This is a genomic window from Methylobacterium hispanicum (assembly GCF_022179285.1).
In the GTDB taxonomy this organism is placed as follows: domain Bacteria; phylum Pseudomonadota; class Alphaproteobacteria; order Rhizobiales; family Beijerinckiaceae; genus Methylobacterium; species Methylobacterium hispanicum.
Genome location: NZ_BPQO01000015.1, coordinates 43,691 through 61,955, shown reverse-complemented (window position 1 = coordinate 61,955; position 18,265 = coordinate 43,691). Strand labels below are relative to the sequence as shown.

At 70.8% G+C, this 18,265-nt stretch carries 13 protein-coding genes; 7 read left to right on the top strand and 6 right to left on the bottom strand.

Annotation, left to right across the window (positions count from 1 at the left end):
* Window positions 1-320: 320 nt before the first annotated feature.
* The gene (locus MFF56_RS17470) at window positions 321-1,703 is read right to left on the bottom strand and encodes an ATP-binding response regulator (RefSeq protein WP_082772824.1); all 1,383 of its coding nucleotides are present in this window, start codon (window positions 1,701-1,703) and stop codon (window positions 321-323) included.
* Window positions 1,700-2,854, bottom strand: coding sequence for an FIST N-terminal domain-containing protein (locus MFF56_RS17465; protein WP_066918567.1), 1,155 nt, complete (start codon window positions 2,852-2,854; stop codon window positions 1,700-1,702). The genes MFF56_RS17470 and MFF56_RS17465 overlap by 4 nt, the downstream gene beginning before the upstream one ends.
* 235 nt (window positions 2,855-3,089) lie before the next feature.
* Here MFF56_RS17465 and MFF56_RS17460 point away from each other — a divergent pair, with 235 nt between their 5' ends.
* The 3 genes from MFF56_RS17460 to MFF56_RS17450 all read left to right on the top strand — a co-directional run bounded on the left by MFF56_RS17460 (window position 3,090) and on the right by MFF56_RS17450 (window position 5,103).
* The gene (locus MFF56_RS17460; RefSeq protein WP_066918569.1) at window positions 3,090-3,749 is read left to right on the top strand and encodes a response regulator; all 660 of its coding nucleotides are present in this window, start codon (window positions 3,090-3,092) and stop codon (window positions 3,747-3,749) included.
* 264 nt (window positions 3,750-4,013) lie between these two features.
* On the top strand, window positions 4,014-4,679 hold the full coding sequence (locus tag MFF56_RS17455) for a transglutaminase-like cysteine peptidase (RefSeq protein WP_238230482.1): 666 nt from the start codon (window positions 4,014-4,016) through the stop codon (window positions 4,677-4,679).
* Window positions 4,680-4,791: 112 nt separating this feature from the next.
* Entirely contained in the window at window positions 4,792-5,103 is a 312-nt protein-coding gene (locus MFF56_RS17450; protein ID WP_066919365.1) for a hypothetical protein, read from the top strand.
* Between the two features lie 150 nt (window positions 5,104-5,253).
* Here the strand turns inward: MFF56_RS17450 and MFF56_RS17445 are convergent, their stop codons facing one another.
* From MFF56_RS17445 to MFF56_RS17430, 4 genes are all read right to left on the bottom strand, one after another.
* Window positions 5,254-5,787 carry a Ros/MucR family transcriptional regulator gene (locus MFF56_RS17445; protein ID WP_066919367.1) on the bottom strand — a complete coding sequence of 178 codons (534 nt, stop codon included), beginning with the start codon at window positions 5,785-5,787 and terminating at the stop codon, window positions 5,254-5,256.
* 471 nt (window positions 5,788-6,258) lie between these two features.
* Window positions 6,259-7,506, bottom strand: coding sequence for an ABC transporter permease (locus MFF56_RS17440; protein WP_082772881.1), 1,248 nt, complete (start codon window positions 7,504-7,506; stop codon window positions 6,259-6,261).
* A 27-nt stretch (window positions 7,507-7,533) separates the two neighbouring features.
* Window positions 7,534-8,049 (bottom strand): DUF4112 domain-containing protein, encoded by a 516-nt coding sequence (locus tag MFF56_RS17435; RefSeq protein WP_066919369.1) that lies wholly within the window; start codon window positions 8,047-8,049, stop codon window positions 7,534-7,536.
* Between the two features lie 73 nt (window positions 8,050-8,122).
* On the bottom strand, window positions 8,123-9,289 hold the full coding sequence (locus MFF56_RS17430) for an aminotransferase (RefSeq protein WP_082772882.1): 1,167 nt from the start codon (window positions 9,287-9,289) through the stop codon (window positions 8,123-8,125).
* A 341-nt stretch (window positions 9,290-9,630) separates the two neighbouring features.
* On the opposite strand from MFF56_RS17430, the gene MFF56_RS17425 reads away from it, so the two are divergent.
* From MFF56_RS17425 to MFF56_RS17410, 4 genes are all read left to right on the top strand, one after another.
* Window positions 9,631-9,804 carry a hypothetical protein gene (locus tag MFF56_RS17425; protein ID WP_197430452.1) on the top strand — a complete coding sequence of 58 codons (174 nt, stop codon included), beginning with the start codon at window positions 9,631-9,633 and terminating at the stop codon, window positions 9,802-9,804.
* A gap of 138 nt (window positions 9,805-9,942) precedes the next feature.
* Window positions 9,943-11,319 (top strand): MdtA/MuxA family multidrug efflux RND transporter periplasmic adaptor subunit, encoded by a 1,377-nt coding sequence (locus MFF56_RS17420; protein ID WP_066919183.1) that lies wholly within the window; start codon window positions 9,943-9,945, stop codon window positions 11,317-11,319.
* Between the two features lie 88 nt (window positions 11,320-11,407).
* A complete protein-coding gene (locus MFF56_RS17415; RefSeq protein ID WP_238230480.1) occupies window positions 11,408-14,533 on the top strand; it encodes an MdtB/MuxB family multidrug efflux RND transporter permease subunit in 3,126 nt (1,041 codons plus the stop codon).
* A gap of 277 nt (window positions 14,534-14,810) precedes the next feature.
* Window positions 14,811-18,125 carry an efflux RND transporter permease subunit gene (locus MFF56_RS17410; RefSeq protein ID WP_066926669.1) on the top strand — a complete coding sequence of 1,105 codons (3,315 nt, stop codon included), beginning with the start codon at window positions 14,811-14,813 and terminating at the stop codon, window positions 18,123-18,125.
* Window positions 18,126-18,265 lie beyond the last annotated feature (140 nt).

Here is an 18,265-nt window from a genome sequence, read left to right as displayed (position 1 = left end):
GTCAAGGCGCGCATGTCCTCCCTCCCCCCTCTGCGGGCAGGGCGATTGCATATGGCAGGCATCCTGTCTCGGATCGGGTGAGAAGCGCGCCGCGCTCCCTCTCCCGTGCGGGAGAGGGTTGGGGTGAGGGATGAGAACTCTCCGGAAAGGACTGGTCCTCGCCGCGGAACCGCAACGTCCTCTCCGCAAGGCTCCGGGCCCCTCACCCTGTCCCTCTCCCGCACGGGAGAGGGGACCCGCGCCCTATCCGCATTGAGGCTCGCTCGGCATATGCGATGGCCCTACTCTGCGGGGGAGGGAAAGCGCGTCGCGAGACGCCCTCACGCCAGCATGTAGGTCAGCAGCGAGCGGAGCTGCGCCGGCTTCACGGGCTTGCGCATCAGTTCCACGCCGAGGAGGTCCGCCCGCGCCTCGATCTCCGGCGCGTAGTCGGCGGTGGTCAGGATCACCGGGAGCGGCGCGGGGCAGACGGCGCGGAGATACGCCGCCACGTCGAGGCCGCAGGCGCCGTCGTCGAGATGGTAGTCGAGGACGAGGATGTCGGGCTCGCGCAGGCCCGCGGCGAGCGCCGCCCGAACTCCGGCGAGGTCGCGGAAGGCCGAGACCTCGGCGTCCCAGTTCTGCAGCAGGCGGCGCAGGGCCTCGGCCGTGGAGGCGTCGTTCTCCACGATGAGCACGTGCGCCCCCGACAGGCGCGTCGCCACGGGCGGGGGCGCCGGAGCGGCCTCGACCGGCACGACGCTTACCGGCAGGGTCAGCGAGACCCGGGTGCCGTGGCCGGGCCGCGAGGCGAGCGCCAGCGGATGGTCGAGGGCCGCCGCCATGCGGCGCACGATCGAAAGGCCGAGGCCGAGGCCCGGCTCGCCCTGGCCATCGCCGCCCCCCTTGCCGCCGCCGCGGTAGAACTCGTCGAAGACGAGGCTCCGCTCCTCCGTGCCGATGCCGCAGCCGGTGTCGATCACGTCGATCCGGATCTCCCCGCCGCGGGGCCGGGCGACCAGCAGCACGCCGCCGGCGCCCGTGTAGCGCACCGCGTTCGAGACGAGGTTCTGCAGGATGCGCCGCAGCAGCACGCCGTCGCTCGCCACCGCGACGTCCGGGCAGCGCACCGCGAGCCGCAGGCCCTTGCGCTCGGCGAAGGGCCGGAAGCTCTCGGCCAGTTCCGCCAGGAGGTCCGGCAGGGCGAGCGCCCGCACCTCCGGCCGCACGATGCCCGCGTCGAGCTTCGAGATGTCGAGGAGCGTCTTGATCAGGTCCTCGATGGTCTGCAGCCCGCGCTCGACCTGGCCCGCGATAGCGCCGGCCTCGGGCGCGAGCGGCAGGTCGGCGAGCGCCGAGAGCGAGAGCCGGGCGGCATTCAGAGGCTGCAGCAGGTCGTGGCTGGCCGCGGCCAGGAAGCGCGTCTTCGAGCGGTTGGCGGTCTCGGCCTCCTCCTTGGCGGAGACGAGCGCGGCGTTCGAGCGCTCCAGTTCCCGCATCAGCCCGGTCAGCGCCTCGGTGCGGCTGCGGACCCGGCCCTCCAGGGTGATGGCCGTCTGGAACAGCGCGTAGGCGCCGCCCTGCTGGTCGGTGGAACGCTCGACATGGGCCATCAGAGCCGCGTTGATGCGCTCCAGCTTGGCGACGCGCCGCCTCAGGTCCGCCTCCGCCTCGTCTGCCCGGGGCGGGTCCTTGACGGGCGCGTCCTTGACGGGCGCGTTCATGGGACGCGCTTGCCGATGGCGATGCCGGTGAAGGTCTGGTTGAGGTGCATCGCCCGGTACTGCTCGCCGTAGGTCTCGAAGCCGATTACGTTGAAGCGGCGGTAGAGGTCGGCGATGCCCTGGCGCACCTGCCGGGTCTCGGCGTCGAGCCGGCGCAGCACGCACTCGAAGCCGATGATCAGGTCGATCCCGCCGAGCGCCTGATCGAGCCGGGTCAGCTCCGCGTGCGTCGCCGCCACGATGTCGCGAGGTTCCGCCAGCGTCAGCACCACCCCCTCGTCGATGGCGCAGAAGAAGCTCAAGCTGCCGTCCGGGTTGAGCCGCCGGATCGAGCGGCAGAAATACTCGCCCCCGACCTTCACGGCGAGCGGGTAGGCGGCGAAGCTCATCGGCGAGAGCCCCTCCGGATCGAGCCCGACCGCCATGGCGTATTCCCGCGCGGCGGGCTCGGCGTTCAATTCGTGCACGATGCGCCGCTCGCCGTCGGAAGCGGTGACGACGAACTTCTTCTCCGTCGGCTCGAAATTGTCGCTCTTGAAGATCTGGACCGGGAAATCGGTCTCGACCAGGATCAGCGCCGCGGCGCGCCGGTGGATCCGGCCGCCGTGCAGCACCACCGCGTCCCGGAAGGTGAGGTCGTCGCCCGCCGAGCCGCCGACGAGCGGGATCCCGTCGAGCGCCCAGGCGATGCCGGAGACCACCGTCTCCTCGGCGTTGGCGAGCCCGTCGATCAGCGAGACGGCAAAGCACCGCTCCGGCGCCGCCTCGCCGCGCGGATTGAGGCTGCGGCGCAGCGCTCGGACCGTCGAGGCCGTGCGCTCGACGTCGAGGTCGTCGATCCCGCCCAGCAGCGTCGAGACGATGCGGAATCCCCGGGTCGGGAAGGCGATCGCCACGAGCCCGCGGTCGAGCCCGCCCTCGGGGCTGATGTTGCCGGAGGTGGTGCAGCCGGTGATCGCGACCCCGGGTAATTCGCTCTCGAGAGCGCGCAGCAGGGTCTCGGGATCGTAGTCGGGCGAGAAGAACAGGACGAGCTGGGCGAGCCCGGCTTCCGCGTCGACGCCGACCGCGCGGGCGATCTCGGCCGCGGCGGCCGCGGGCGACGCGGCCTCGGTCCAGGCCGTCCTGATGCCGCACAGATGCGCGCGCATCCGCGTTCCCTGTCCCACGTCTCCACCCCGCTCGGTCGGCGGCAGGCGTTGTCCGCCCATTCTCGTCCCCGGAGTATGTCGCGCGCGACCGAAGCGTGCAACGGCGGCCGTCCGCGCGGGCCCCTCTCCGCCCAATGGCCAATCCGGCCGCCATTGTCCGGCCCTCGCGCTTCATGGACAATGGCGGCCGGCCGATCCCCGCGCGGGGGCGGCCGAGCGCGGTGGGAGCGCGCCCATGCAGCTGTTGATCGTCGACGACCATCCCCTGTTCCGCGACGCGCTCGCGGGCGCGATCCGGCTCGCCTACCCGGACGCGGACTTGCACGAGGCGGACGGGATCGCGGCGGCGGCCGCGCGCTTGACCCAGAACCGCGCCATCGACCTCGTCCTGCTCGACCTCTCCATGCAGGGCGTCAGCGGCTTCGACGGGCTCGTCACCCTGCGCACCCGATTCCCCCGGGTGCCGATCCTGATCGTCTCGGGCCACGAGGATCCGCGCATCATGCGCGAGGCGCTGCAGCACGGCGCGGCCGGCTTCGTGCCAAAGGCGGTCGACAAGGCGACGCTGACGCGCGCCATCAGCGACGTGCTGAGCGGCGCGCTCGTGATCCCACCGGGCCTCTCGGAGGCGCCGCCCGCCGCCGCGAAGTCGCGCAAGGCGCCGCTGCCCGAGCGCATCGCCCGGCTGACGCCGCAGCAGTTGCGGGTGCTGATGATGATCCGCCAGGGCAAGCTCAACAAGCAGATCGCCCACGAGCTGCAGGTCGGCGACTCGACCGTGAAGGCCCACGTCTCCGAGATCCTGCGCAAGCTCGAGGTCATCAGCCGCACGCAGATCGTGATCGACACGGCCGCGCTCGACTTCGAGCAGATCCACCACGCGCCGGTCGGCTAGGACTCTGCATCCAGCGCTGCCGACCGGTGCGCGCCGCGACCTGCCCCCATCAAGCCATCCCTTGGGCCGCGCCGCGGCAGCGCGTCGGTCCCCTGCTTTCTCGCGCCCCTTCGAAGGTCCGGCGCGCCTTTTCAGGCAGATCCGGCAGGCGCTTCCGGACGGACTTGCCCACAGTGTTAACCTTTTGTTAAGGCGCCGATTGCCGTGCGGCCGGACCCGTGCGAGCTTTCGTTAACGAGAGCTTAACGGGTTGGATCAAAAGCCATGCGGTTCCCGGTTTCGAAGCGGCGGGATGTGGCGACGGCCCGGGAGCGCGGCACCCGCGCGGGCATCCTGGCGGCGGGTCTCGCCCTGGCTCTCGCGGCGCCCGCGGGCGCCCAGACCTTCGCGGCGCTGCCTGCCGTGCCGAGCGTGGCCCAGCCGACCGGCGCGGCCAAGCCGATCGCGGCATGGGTGACGTTCTGCCAGGCCTACGCGGCGGAGTGCGCGGTGGACCGCTCGGAGCCGGCGCGGATCAGCCTGACGCCGGCGCTCTGGTCGACGATCGTCGCGGTCAACAAGCGCGTGAACAAGAGCGTGCAGGCGATGACCGACCAGGACCATCTCGGCACGCCCGACCGCTGGGACCTGGCCGAGGACGGCATCGGCGACTGCGAGGACTTCCAGCTGCTCAAGCGCCACCTGCTGGCCGCCGCCGGCCTGCCCAAGCGCGCCATGCGCATGACGGTGGTGATCGACGAGAAGGGCGAGGGCCACGCCGTGCTCACCCTGATCACCGACCGCGGCGACCTCGTGCTCGACAACAAGACCAGCCAGATCCTGCCCTGGCACCGCACCGGCTACGTCTTCGTCAAGCGCGAGAGCCAGGACGCCACCGCCTGGGTCTCGCTCGGCGGCGTCTCCTCCCCGGTCACCACGGCGAACCGCTGACCCCGGACGGGGCCCCATCCCCGATCCGGGACGGGCCCGGACGTGCGCCGGTTAGCGAGATCTTAAGGCTTCGCGCACGAAACTGCCGCTTAACCTGAGCGGCGCCTTCACCATGATCCGACACATCGTCCTCGCCGGATCCCTTCTGCTCGCTCTCCCAGGGGCGGCGCAGGCGAGCGATGCCGGCCGGCACTACGCGTCCTGGCGCGGATGCCTCGACCGGAATTTCGCATTGCAGGCGGCGCTCACCAGCCCCACGCTCGCCGCCGACGCGGCGCTGCGGATCTGCCGGGAGACGGAGACCGCCTATCTGGCGGCGCTGGCGGCCTCGCCCATGCTGGACGCCGACGAGGCGGACCAAGCCCGCCCGGCGCTGGTGGCACGGGCGCGCGGCTGGCTGCTCGGCCGGCGCGCCTCGCTCTGATCCCGCCCGCGATCGGCGTTCGGGACGCTTGCCGCCCTCGTTCGGGCGAGCCGGGGGCGATCCCGGGCTCCGCGGCCGAGGGGACCGGGCAAAACCGAGCCGATCGGCCGGGGACGACTGGCGCGCGAGGCTCGCCCGCGCGCCGCTTCCTCAGGCCGCCTCGGTCGCCTTGCGCGCCCGGCCCTTGGTCCCGGTGGCGCCCTTGCGGCGTCCGCGGGCGGTTTCCGGCTCCGGAGCCGGCTCGGGCTCCGGCTCGGGGGCCGCGGCGGCGCGGCCCGGCTGGCCCAGACCGAGGCTCTTGGCGAGCGCCGAGCGCTGGGCCGAATAGTTCGCCGAGGTGGTGGGGTAATCCGCCGGCAGGCCGTAGCGCTCGCGGTAGCTCTGCGGGTCGAGCCCGTGCTTGGTCAGGTGGCGCTTGAGGGTCTTGTAGGACTTGCCGTCGATGAAGCTGATCAGCCCGTCCGGGCGGATCGACTTGCGGATCTGGGCGGGCGTCGGCTTCTCGACCGCCTCGACCTCGGGCTTGGACGGCCCGGACGCGATTGCGTTCAAGGCGTCGTGCACGCTGGCGATGAGGGCGGGCAGCTCGGTCGTGGGGATCGAGTTGTTCGAGACATAGGCCGCGACGACATCGACGGTGCGCTCGATGTAGCTGGGTTGCGATGGTGCTGCGGTTTCCGACATTCGTGCGTCCCTCGTGCAATAACCCTTGGCGCAGGGCACCCCCAGCAATCCGAGTTATGTTATTTGCCTAGAAAAGCAAGGATCAAATGACGTTTCCTTGTGATTAGACCCGACATCACCGAGCAACATGCCGGCCGAGCTTCGAACGGGTGGCTTCAGTTGGTATCGGCACAGCCCTTTCCAGCCCTCACATCGCGGCGAATGTTAACCGCTTACGGGTGCCCCACTTTTCGTGGTCGGAGAGATTGTTAACTCCTTGCATCGGCTCGTTCTTGTAACCGACGCGACCGCATCCGGCCGGCCCGGGCGGGCGAAGACAGGCCCGCCTCCCCGATCCGGCGCCGCGTCGTCCGGCGCATTGCTGTTGAGGCTGCGTCCGCGCGGCCGGCCCCCGAGGGTGCTCCGGATCATGCCGAAGAGGCGCCCGCCCGCTCGCGCGGCCGTGGCGTCGCCGATACCCGCGGCGCGTCGTCAGGAGAAGGTCTTGCGCGGGTCGAAGGCGTCGCGCACCGCCTCGCCCGCGAAGACGAGCAGGCTCAGCATCGCGGCGATGACGAAGAAGGCGGTCAGCCCCAGCCAGAGGGCGTTGAGGTTGTCCTTGCCCTGCGCCAGCAGCTCGCCGAGCGACGGGGAGCCGGGCGGCAGGCCGAAGCCCAGGAAGTCGAGCGAGGTCAGGGTGGTGATCGAGCCGTTCAGGATGAAGGGCAGGAATGTCAGCGTCGCCACCATGGCGTTCGGCAGGAGGTGCACCGTCATGATGCGCAGGTTCGAGAGGCCGAGCGCGCGGGCGGCGCGCACGTACTCGAAATTGCGCGCCCGCAGAAACTCGGCCCGGACCACGCTGACCAGCGCCACCCAGGAGAAGAGCAGCATGATGCCGAGCAGCACGAAGAAACCCGGCGCGATGAAGGCCGAGATGATGATGATCAGGTAGAGGGTCGGGATGCCGCCCCAGATCTCGATGAAGCGCTGGAAGCTCAAGTCCACCCAGCCGCCGAAATAGCCCTGCACCGCGCCCGCGATCACGCCGATCACCGAGGAGACGGCCGCCAGGATCAGACCGAACAGCACCGAGATGCGGAAGCCGTAGATCACCCGCGCCAGCACGTCGCGGGTGGTGTTGTCGGTGCCGAGCCAGTGCCAGGGCAGGTCGCGGCAGGTGCTGCCGCCGCGCGCCTCGGCGGCCGCCTTGCACTGCTGGTCCGTCAGCATCCAGGTCGGGGGCGAGGGGGACGGCGTCGGCAGGTCGGTGTTGATGGTGTTGTAGGAGAACGGGATCGGTGGCCACAGCGCCCAGCCGTTCTCGGCGATCTCCCGGGCGATCTCGGGCGAGCGGTAATCCGTCTGCGCCAGGAAGCCGCCGAAGCGCTCCTCCGGATAATCGACGAAGACCGGCGTCAGCCACGCGCCCTTGTAGGAGACGAGGATCGGCCGGTCGTTGGCGATGAGTTCGGCGAACAGGCTGACGACGAACAGCGCCGCGAAGATCAGGAAGGACCAGTAGCCGAGCCGGTTGCCGCGGAAGTTGCGCAGGCGGCGGCGGTTTAGGGGCGAGAGGAAGCCGTGCCGGGCGGGGGCGGCAGGGGGCTCCACCGGCGGGCCGTCCAGGGGCTCCTCGCCCCCCGGCCGCAGCACCGGAGGTTGAGCGCCCGGCATCGGGGCGCCGAGCGCGGTGGCCTCGGGGGAACGGGCGGAGTCGGGCCGGGTGTATTCGTTCAACGGCTCCGCCCCTCCTCTCCGGAGGGTTCAGCCGTCGAGCCGGACGGCTGAGCCCTCGATCTCGTTCGGGCGCAGCTTGCCGCTGCGCTCCAGCCAGCGGCGCAGCAGGCGCACGTTGCGCCGGTTGGCCTTGAAGGCCGCGTCGAACAGGTCGCCGGCCAGCGGCACCACGCCGACCGCGCCGTCGAAGGCCACGTTCAGCGCCATGCGGCCGATCAGCCAGCGCGGGGCGCCGAGACGTCTCGCCTCGTAGACGATGTAGGACGAGATCACCATGCCGGCGATGTCGCCGATGACCGGCACGAGGCCGATCACCGCCTCCATGCCGACCCGCCGGTTGATGCCGGGGATCAGGAAGGCGGAATCGAGGAGGTGGGCCAGGGCCTCCAGCCGGACGAGGCTCGCCTCGGGCGAGGCGTCGGCGAGCGACAGCCGGCCGGCTCCTGGCCGGAAGGCACCTTCGAAGGCGCCCCGGCCGGAATCGCCGCGCGGGAAGTCGCCGCCCGGGGTCTGGGCCCGGGGCTTGGCCTCGGTGAAGTCCATCGCAGGGATCCGGGTCGCGCTCATGATCCGGGATGTGGCCCCGGCCCCGCGCGCCCGCAAGGATGCGGGGCCTTCAGGCGGCGCTCCGCATGGCATCCGCCATCCGCTCCAGCGCCGCGTCGAGGGTGGCGTCGGACTTGGCGAAGCACAGGCGCACGAGGCTGCGCACCGATCCGTCCGGGTAGAAGGCGCTCACGGGGATCGCCGCCACGCCGTGCCGCCGCACGAGATGCTCGCAGAAGGCGACGTCGTCGGTGCGGCCCTGCGCGCCGATATCGACGTTGAGGAACCACGTGGCGCCGGCCGGAAGCACCCGGTAGCCGAGGGCGCCGAGCCCCGTCGCCAGCCGATCGCGGGAGCGCGCGTAGCCCGCCCGCATCGTGCGGAAATAGTCGTCCTCCTTGGCGAGCCCGTGCGCCACCGCCGCCTGCAGGTTCGGCGGGGTGGTGAAGGTGAGGAACTGGTGCGCCTTGGCCAGCACCCGCATCAGGGCGGCGTCGGCCATCACGAAGCCGACCTTCCAGCCGGTGAGCGAGAAGATCTTGCCGGCCGAGCCGATCTTCACCGTGCGCTCGCGCATGCCCGGCAGGCCCATGAGGGGGACGTGGGCCGCGCCGTCGAAGACGACGTGCTCCCAAACCTCGTCGCAGATCGCCGTCACCTCGAAACGGCGGCAGAATCCGGCAAGCACCTCGAGGTCGTCCCGTCCGAACAGCGTGGCGCTCGGATTGAGGGGATTGTTGAGCAGGACCACGCTGGTGCGCTCGTTGAACACGGCCGCGAGCGCGGCCGCGTCGAGGCGGAAGCCCGGCGGCTGCAGGTTCACGATTCGCGGCACGCCGCCCGCGCGCCGCACCAGGGGCAGGTAGGCATCGTACATCGGCGCGAAGAGCACCACCTCGTCGCCGGGCCGGACCAGCGCGAGCAGCGCCCCGGCCAGCGCCTCCGTCGCGCCCGAGGTCACCATCACCTCGGAGGCCGGATCGAGCGCGAGTCCCTGGTGGCGGGCGTAATGGGCGGCCACCGCCTCGCGGAGCGCGGGCAGCCCCATCATCGGCGGGTACTGGTTGTCGCCCTCGACGAGCGCCCGCGCCGCGACCGCGCGGATATCGTCCGGCCCCGGGTCGTCCGGGAAGCCCTGCCCGAGATTGATCGCCCCGTGCTGGCGGGCCAACGCCGACATGGTCTCGAACACCGTGGTCGGCAGGTCGGCGAAGACCGGGTTGACGGGGCGGCTCATGGGGCGGGCGGCTCGTGAGCGGGGCGGCGGCGGGTGGCCCCGGCCTTATCACGGGCGTGCCGCAGCCGTGAACCGGAGCGCGAAGGTGCGCCACCGCACGTTGCACCGGCTGCCACCCGCCGGGCCCTGCTGACGATTGTTGACTTTCATCAGTCGTGAGCCAATTGTCCTGACACACGGCTGGGACGGCGCTTCTCGGGGCGGGACTTTGCCCCCTCGTCCAGCCTTGATGAAGCGCCGCTCCGGGCGTGGATAGGGCCGCCAATCCGTTGGCGGCCCTTTTCGCGTCCGCGCCGGATCCGGGCTAGAAGGGCGATGACCTGCAACCTTCGCGGACGCCGATGCGGATCTGCCTGCTCTTCGCCCTCGCGGCCGGCCTGCTGGGCCTCGCCCTGCGCCTTCTCCTGCCGGTGATTCCCGCCGACGCCTCCTTCCGCGAGGTGGTGCGTTACTACGGCGCGGACCGGCCGCCGGGTGAATCCGGCAATATGCGCGAAACGTCGGCGCCGTACTGACACCGTATTGGTCGGGCACCGCTCGCGTCGCGCCGGGCTGGGCGAGAGGATGAACCGGCCGCGACCCGCGGAGCGGTGAGAGCGACCGGGGCGTTCCGCGGGATGCAGGGTTCTTAGGCAGGCAAGTTCTCATCAGGCATGAACGAGAGTTCACCGATTCGCACCGACCGGGCGCGGGCCTTCCAGCCGGAGCCGCCCGCCTCCCCCACGCGGCGGCGCTTCCGCCCGCTGCGCTGGATGCTGCTCGTCCTGGCCCTGCTCGGCCTCAGCGCGGTCGGCCAGCGCTGGTACGAGGCGCGACAGCAAAAGCCCGAGGGCGAGGTGGCGGCGACTTCGGGCCGGGGCGGCGGACGCGGCGGGCGCGGCGCCCACGACATGCCGCAGGCGGTCGGCATCGCCGCGGTGACGACCGGCGACGTCCCGGTGGTGCTGCAGGGCCTCGGCACGGTGACGCCCTTGGCCACCGTCACCATGCGCTCGCAGATCAGCGGCTACCTCACCGAGATCGGGTTCCGCGAGGGCCAGATGGTCAAGCGGGGCGACTACCTCGCGCAGATCGATTCGCGCCCCTACGAGGCGCTGCTCGCCCAGTACCAGGGCCAGCTCGCCCGCGACCAGGCGCTGTTGCAGAACTCGCGGCTCGATCTGGAGCGCTTCCGGCGTCTCTCGCAGCAGGATTCGATCTCGAAGCAGAACGTCGATACGCAAGGGGCGCTGGTCAAGCAGAACGAGGGCACGGTAGCGGCCGACCAGGCGCTGGTCGATCAGCAACGGCTCAACATCACCTACACCCGCATCGTCTCGCCGGTGGACGGGCGCGTCGGGCTGCGCCAGGTCGATGTCGGCAACTACGTCACGGCGGGCTCCACAGCGATCGTGGTGGTGACGCAGCTCCACCCGATCTCGGTGGTGTTCACCCTGCCCGAGGACGACGTCGCCCGGGTGATGCGGCAGGTGCGGGCGGGCGCCAAGCTCACGGTGCGGGCCTACGACCGGGGCGACGCCCACGAGATCGCCACGGGCCGCCTCGACACGGTCGACAACCAGATCGACACGACGACCGGCACCGTGAAGCTGCGCGCCCTGTTCCAGAACGACGACGAGGCGCTGTTCCCGAACCAGTTCGTCAACGCCAAGCTCACCGTCGAGACGGTGAAGGACGCCCCCCTGGTGCCGAACGCCGCGCTCCTTCAGGGCACGCCCGGCACCTACGTCTACCTGATGGACGGGGACAGCAAGGTCACGGTCCGGCCGATCAAGACCGGCGAGACGGACGGAACCCGGACCGTGGTGCTCTCCGGCTTGAAGCCCGGCGACCGGGTGGTCACGGACGGCACCGATCGCCTGCGCGAGGGTGCACCCGTGCGGGTGACGAGCGGCGCGACGGCGCAGGGGGCACCGCAAGGCGAGCAGCCGGGCGAGGCCGGCCGCGCGTCCGAGGCGGCGCCGGCCCAGACGCCTGCCGGTTCGAGCGAGGGCGGGGAGCGCCGGACCCGACGGCGGCAGGCACAGTGATTCCGATGGGACGCGCGCGCATCGCCTGCGCCCCCGCCCTCCGCAGAGGGGGGAGGGAGAGCGTCGGGGGGAGGAAAGGCGTCGCGCCATGAACCCGTCCCGGCTCTTCATCCTGCGGCCGGTCGCCACCACGCTGCTGATGCTGGCGATCCTGATCGTCGGCGGGGTGTCCTACCTGAACCTGCCGGTCTCGGCCCTACCGTCCGTCGACTACCCGACGATCCAGGTCCAGACCTTCTATCCGGGCGCCAGCCCCGAGGTGATGACCTCGGCGGTGACGGCGCCGCTGGAGCGGCAGTTCGGGCAGCTCGCCAACCTCAACCAGATGACCTCGCAATCCTCGGCGGGCGCGTCCGTCATCACCCTGCAGTTCAGCCTGGATCTCGCGCTCGACATCGCCGAGCAGCAGGTGCAGGCGGCGATCAACGCGGCCGGCAACCTCTTGCCCTCGGACCTCCCCGCGCCGCCGATCTACGCCAAGGTGAACCCGGCCGACGCGCCGGTGCTGACGCTGGCGCTGACCTCCAAGACCCTGCCGCTGATCCAGGTGCGCGATCTCGCCGAGACCCGCCTCGCCCAGAAGATCAGCCAGGTCGCGGGCGTCGGGCTGGTGAGCATCTCGGGCGGGCAGCGCCCGGCCGTGCGGGTACGCTTCAACTCCCGCGCGCTCGCCGCCTACGGGCTCAACATCGACGACCTGCGCACCACCATCACCAACCTCAACGTCAACACGCCGAAGGGCAACATCGACGGGCCGAAGCAGTCCTACGCGATCAACGCCAACGACCAGATCCGCGACCCGGCCACCTACCGGGACGCCATCATCGCCTACCGCAACGGCGCGCCGGTCAGGCTCTCGGACGTGGCCGAGGTGGTCGACGCGCCCGAGAACACCAAGCTCGGCGCCTGGGCCGACGAGACCCCCGCCGTCATCCTGAACATCCAGCGCCAACCCGGCGCCAACGTCATCGCGACCGTCGACAAGATCAAGGCGCTTCTGCCCCAGCTCCAGGGCTCGATGCCGGCGGCCGTGCAGATCAGCCTGCTCACCGACCGCACCACCACGATCCGCGCCTCGGTGCACGACGTCCAGTTCGAGCTCGGCCTCGCCATCGCGCTCGTCGTGATGGTGATCTTCCTCTTCCTGCGCTCGCTCTCCGCGACGCTGATCCCGAGCCTGTCGGTGCCGCTCTCGCTGATCGGGGCGCTGCCGGTGATGGACCTCTACGGCTTCTCCCTCGACAACCTCTCGCTGATGGCGCTCACCATCGCGACGGGCTTCGTGGTGGACGATGCCATCGTGGTGATCGAGAACATCGCCCGCCACGTCGAAGAGGGCGAGTCGCCGCTGGAGGCGGCGCTCAAGGGCTCGCGCGAGATCGGCTTCACCATCATCTCGCTCACCGTGTCGCTGATCGCGGTGCTGATCCCGCTCCTGTTCATGGGCGACGTGGTCGGGCGCCTGTTCCACGAATTCGCCATCACGCTGGCGGCCACCATCGTGATCTCGGCGGTGGTCTCGCTGACGCTGGTGCCGATGCTCTGCGCGCGGCTGCTCAAGCACGAGCCGGAGCCGCGGGCGCACAAGCGCGAGGGCCGGCTCGCCCGCCTCGGCCGGCGGGCCACGGAGGGCACGATCGCGGCCTACGGCCGGGCTTTGCGCGTGGTGCTGGCCCACCAGGGCCTGACACTCATCGTCACCCTCGGCACGGTTGCGCTGACGGCCTACCTGTTCGTGGTCATCCCGAAGGGCTTCTTCCCCGTGCAGGACACGGGGGTGATCCAGGGCGTGAGCCAGGCCGACCAGTCCGTCTCCTACGGCGCCATGGCCGAGCGCCAGCAGGCGCTGGCTAAGGCGATCCTGCAGGACCCGGACGTGCAGAGCCTGACCTCGTTCATCGGGGTCGACGGATCGAACGTCACGCTCAATTCCGGCCGCTTCCTGATCAACCTGAAGCCCAGGGAGGCGCGCACGGCGGGCGCTTCCGAGATCATCCGGCGCATCAACCGAATGACCGCCGAGATTTCCGGCGTGCGCCTGTTCCTGCAGCCGGTGCAGGACCTCACCATCGACACCGCGGTCTCGGCCACGCAGTATCAGGTGATCCTGGAGAGCCCGAACCTCGACGCCTTCGAGACCTGGGTGCCGCGCTTCACCGAGGCGCTGGCGCGCTCAGCCACGGTGGCGGACGTGGCCAACGACTACCAGGGCCAGGGGCTGGCCGCCTACATCACCATCGACCGGCCGACCGCGGGCCGCTACGGCATCACGCCGGCCACCATCGACAACGCCCTCTACGACGCCTTCGGCCAGCGCATCATCTCGACGATCTTCACCCAATCGAACCAGTACCGGGTGATCCTCGAGGCCGACCCGGCGCTGCACCGGACGCTGGAGAGCCTCGACACGATCTACCTGCCCTCCTCGACGGCGACCAACGGGCAGGTGCCGCTCTCGGCGGTGGCGCGGGTCTCGGAGCGGCGGGCGCCCCTGCTGATCTCGCATCTCGGCCAGTTCCCGGCCACCACCGTGTCGTTCAACCTCGCGCCCGGCGCCGCCCTGGGGCAGGCGATCGAGGCGATCGACCGGGCGAAAGCCGAGATCGGCCTGCCGGATTCCTTCCGGGTGGTGCCGCAGGGCTCGGTCTTCGCCTTCGAGGCGGCGCTCGGCAACGAGCTGTTCTTGGTGATGGCCGCGATCGTGACCGTCTACATCGTGCTGGGCGTGCTCTACGAGAGCTTCATCCACCCGATCACGATCCTGTCCACGCTGCCCTCCGCGGGCATCGGGGCGCTGCTCGGCCTGATGCTGTTCGGGCTCTCCCTCGACATCATCGCGATCATCGGCATCGTGCTCCTCATCGGCATCGTGAAGAAGAACGCGATCATGATGATCGACTTCGCGCTCCAGGCCGAGCGCGAGGACGGGATGGACCCGCGCGAGGCCATCTACCAGGCCTGCCTGCTGCGCTTCCGCCCGATCCTGATGACGACGCTCGCCGCCCTCTTCGCGGCCCTGCCGATGATCTTCGGCACGGGCGTCGGTTCCGAGCTGCGCCAGCCGCTCGGCATCTGCATCGCGGGCGGGCTCATCGTCAGCCAGGTGCTGACGCTGTTCACGACGCCGGTGATCTACCTCGCCTTCGACCGCCTGGAGCGCCGCGTCACGGGCCGCCGCGGGCCGGATCTTGCCGCCGGCGAGGCGCTGCCGTGAGGCGCGACGCTTCCGCAGAACTCCCTCCCCCCTCTGCGGGGGAGGGTGGCCCCCACCCGAGCCGTAGCGTCCCGGACGACGCGCGGGTCCCCCCTCCCGTGCGGGAGAGGGACAGGGTGAGGGATCCGGAGCCATCCGGAGAAGCCGCAGCGTCTCCGCGGCTATGGCCAGACCTTTCCGGAGAGTTCTCGTCCCTCACCCCAACCCTCTCCCGCACGGGAGAGGGGGCGCGTTGCGGTTCCGGCGCCTTCATGGAAGAGCGCGCGGGTGTCGGCCCGTGAACATCTCCGAGCCCTTCATCCGGCGCCCGGTGGCGACCACGCTGCTGACCATCGGCGTGCTCTTGGCCGGCATCTTCGCCTTCCTGAAGCTGCCGGTGGCGCCGCTGCCGCAGGTCGATTTCCCCGTCATCCTCGTGCAGGCCCAGATGGCGGGCGCTTCCCCCGAGACCATGGCCACCACGGTCGCGGCGCCCCTGGAGCGCCGGCTGGGTGCCATCGCCGACGTCAACGAGATGACGTCCACGAGTTCCCTCGGCACGGTGCGCATCGTCCTGCTGTTCGGCCTCAACCGCGACATCGACGGCGCCGCCCGCGACGTGCAGGCGGCGATCAACGCCGCGCGCGCCGACCTGCCCTCCGCACTGCGCACCAACCCGACCTACCGCAAGTTCAACCCCGCCGAGTCGCCGATCATCATCCTGGGGCTGACCTCGGACACGCTGACGCCGGGCCAGCTCTACGATTCCGCCGCCACGGTCGTGCAGCAGAAGCTCTCGCAGCTGCCGGGGGTCGGCAACGTCGATATCGGCGGCTCGTCGCTCCCGGCGGTGCGCGTCGAGCTCGATCCGACCGCGCTGTTCAACTACGGCATCGGGCTCGAGGGCATCCGGGCGGCGCTGGCGTCGGCCAACGCCAACTCGCCCAAGGGCGACATCGACGTCGGCGACCGCCGCTACCAGCTCTACGCCAACGACCAGGGCCGCAAGGCCGAGGATTACCGCGACATCGTCGTGGCCTACCGCAACGGGGCTGCGGTGCGCCTCACCGACGTCGGCCAGATCCGGGACGGGGTCGAGGATCGGCGCAACCTCGGCCTCGTCAACGGCCGGCAGGGCGTGATCCTGTTCGTCTACAAGCAGCCGGGCTCGAACGTCGTCGAGACGATCAAGGGCGTGAAGGACGCCCTGCCGCAGATCGCGGCGGCGCTGCCCGGCGGCATCGAGATCAAGCTGACGGGCGATCGCAGCGCCACCATCCGGGCGACGCTGGCGGCCACCGAGGAGACCCTGCTGATCGCCGTCGCCCTGGTGATCCTCGTCGTCTACGCCTTCCTGCGCTCGGCCCGGGCCACGCTGATCCCGGCGGTCGCGGTGCCGATCTCGATCGTCGGCACCTTCTCGGCGATGTACCTGCTGGGCTTCTCGCTCAACATCCTGTCGCTGATGGCGCTGATCATCGGCACGGGCTTCGTGGTGGACGACGCCATCGTGGTGCTGGAGAACATCCAGCGCCACATCGAGATGGGCAAGTCGCGCGTCGAGGCGGCGCTGGCGGGGGCGCGCGAGGTCGGCTTCACGGTGGTCTCGATGAGCCTGTCGCTCGTCGCCGTGTTCCTGCCGATCCTGCTGATGGGCGGCCTCGTCGGGCGCATCTTCCTCGAATTCTCGCTCACCCTGTCGCTCGCGATCCTGATCTCGCTGGTGCTCTCGCTCACCACCACGCCGATGATGTGCGCGCGGCTCCTCCGGCCGGAGACCCGCGCCAAGCGCCCGAACATCGTGCTGCGCGCGTTGGAGGGCGGGTTCGAGGCGATGCTGCGGGCCTATGCCCGCACGCTCACCGTCGCGCTGCGCCATCCCCGCCTGGTGCTGCTCTCGCTGCTCGCGACCGTGGGGCTCAACGTCTACCTCTACGTCATCGTGCCGAAGGGCTTCTTCCCCGAGCAGGACACGGGGCAGATGATGGGCGGCATCCAGGCCGACCAGCGCATCTCGTTCCAGTCGATGGAGAAGAAGATGCGCGAGGCCGCGGCCATCGTGCAGGCGGACCCGGCGGTGGACAGCGTCGTCGCCTTCACGGGCGGGCGCGGCACGAACTCCGCCAACGCCTTCATCGGCCTGAAGCCCCGCTCCGAGCGCGACCCGATCTCCGCGGTGATGGCCCGCCTGCGCCCGAAGCTCGCGCGCGTGGCGGGCGCCAGGCTCTACGTCTTCCCGCGCCAGGACCTGCAGATGGGCGGGCGCCAGAGCTTCGCCCAGTACCAGTACAGCCTGCAGGGCGACACGGCGGCGGAGCTCTACGCAGCGGCGCCCAAGCTCGTCGCGATGCTGCAGAAGGACCCGACCTTCTCGGACGTCACCTCCGACCAGCAGGAGGGGGGCCTGGAGAGCCGCATCGTCATCGACCGGGCCACCGCCTTCCGGTACGGCATCACCCCCGACAAGATCGACAACACCCTCTACGACGCCTTCGGCCAGCGGCAGGTCTCGACGATCTACAACCCGCTGAACCAGTACCACGTCGTGATGGAGATCGACCCGCGCTACCTGGAGACCCCGGAGAGCCTGAAGCAGATCTTCGTCTCGACCTCGGGCGGCAAGGCGCGGGGCTCGGCCACCACCAACGCGGTCGCCGGCACGGTGGCGGCGGGCGGGACCGCCAACGTCAACGCGACCACGACGGGCGCGGCGACCACCACCGACACCGCCTCGGCCATCGCGGCCGATTCCGCCCGGAACGCGGCCGCCAACGCCATCGCGGCGTCCAAGGGCGGCGCCTCCTCGGCCGCGCCCGTCTCCTCCGCCAAGGAGACCATGATCCCGCTCTCGGCCTTCGCCCGCTTCGAGACCGGCAACGCGCCCGTGCAGGTGAGCCACCAAGGCCTGTTCGTGGCCACCACGATCTCGTTCAACCTCGCGCCGGGCAAGAGCCTGTCGGACGCGACCGCGGCGATCGAGCGGGCGATGGCGGAGCTGCGCCTGCCGGCCACCATCCACGGCTCGTACTCGGGCGCGGCGAAGAACTACCAGTCGAGCGCTTCGCGCCAGCCGCTGCTGATCCTGGCCGCGATCCTGGCCGTCTACGCGGTGCTCGGCATCTTGTACGAGAGCTTCGTGCACCCGCTCACCATCCTCTCGACGCTGCCCTCGGCCGGCATCGGCGCGGTGCTGGCGCTGCTGGTGACCGGCACCGAGTTCTCGATCGTGGCGCTTATCGCGGTGTTCCTGCTCATCGGCATCGTGAAGAAGAACGCGATCATGATGGTCGATTTCGCCCTCGATGCCGAGCGCACGCGCGGTCTCGCGCCGGCGGAGTCGATCACGGAAGCCTGCCTCTTGCGCTTCCGCCCGATCATGATGACAACCTTGGCCGCGCTCCTCGGGGCGGCGCCGCTGATCGTCGGCGGCGGCGAGGGCGCGGAACTGCGCCAGCCCCTCGGCATCGCCATCGTGGGCGGCCTGATCGTGAGCCAGATCCTGACCCTCTACACCACCCCCGTCGTCTACCTCGCCCTCGACCGGCTGCGGCACCGGGTCAACGCCCGGCGGCGGCGCCGCGGCGGGCCCGCGGTGCTGCAGGCGGGGGAGTGAGCGTGTCGGAGGTCATGAAGTTCCCCTCCCCGCCCCGCGGGGACGGGATCCCCCGGACTCGGCCGGATGCCGGGCACGGCACCCTCCCTCCCCCCTCTGCGGGGGAGGGTGGCCCCTGCGTCAGCAGGGGTCGGTCGGGA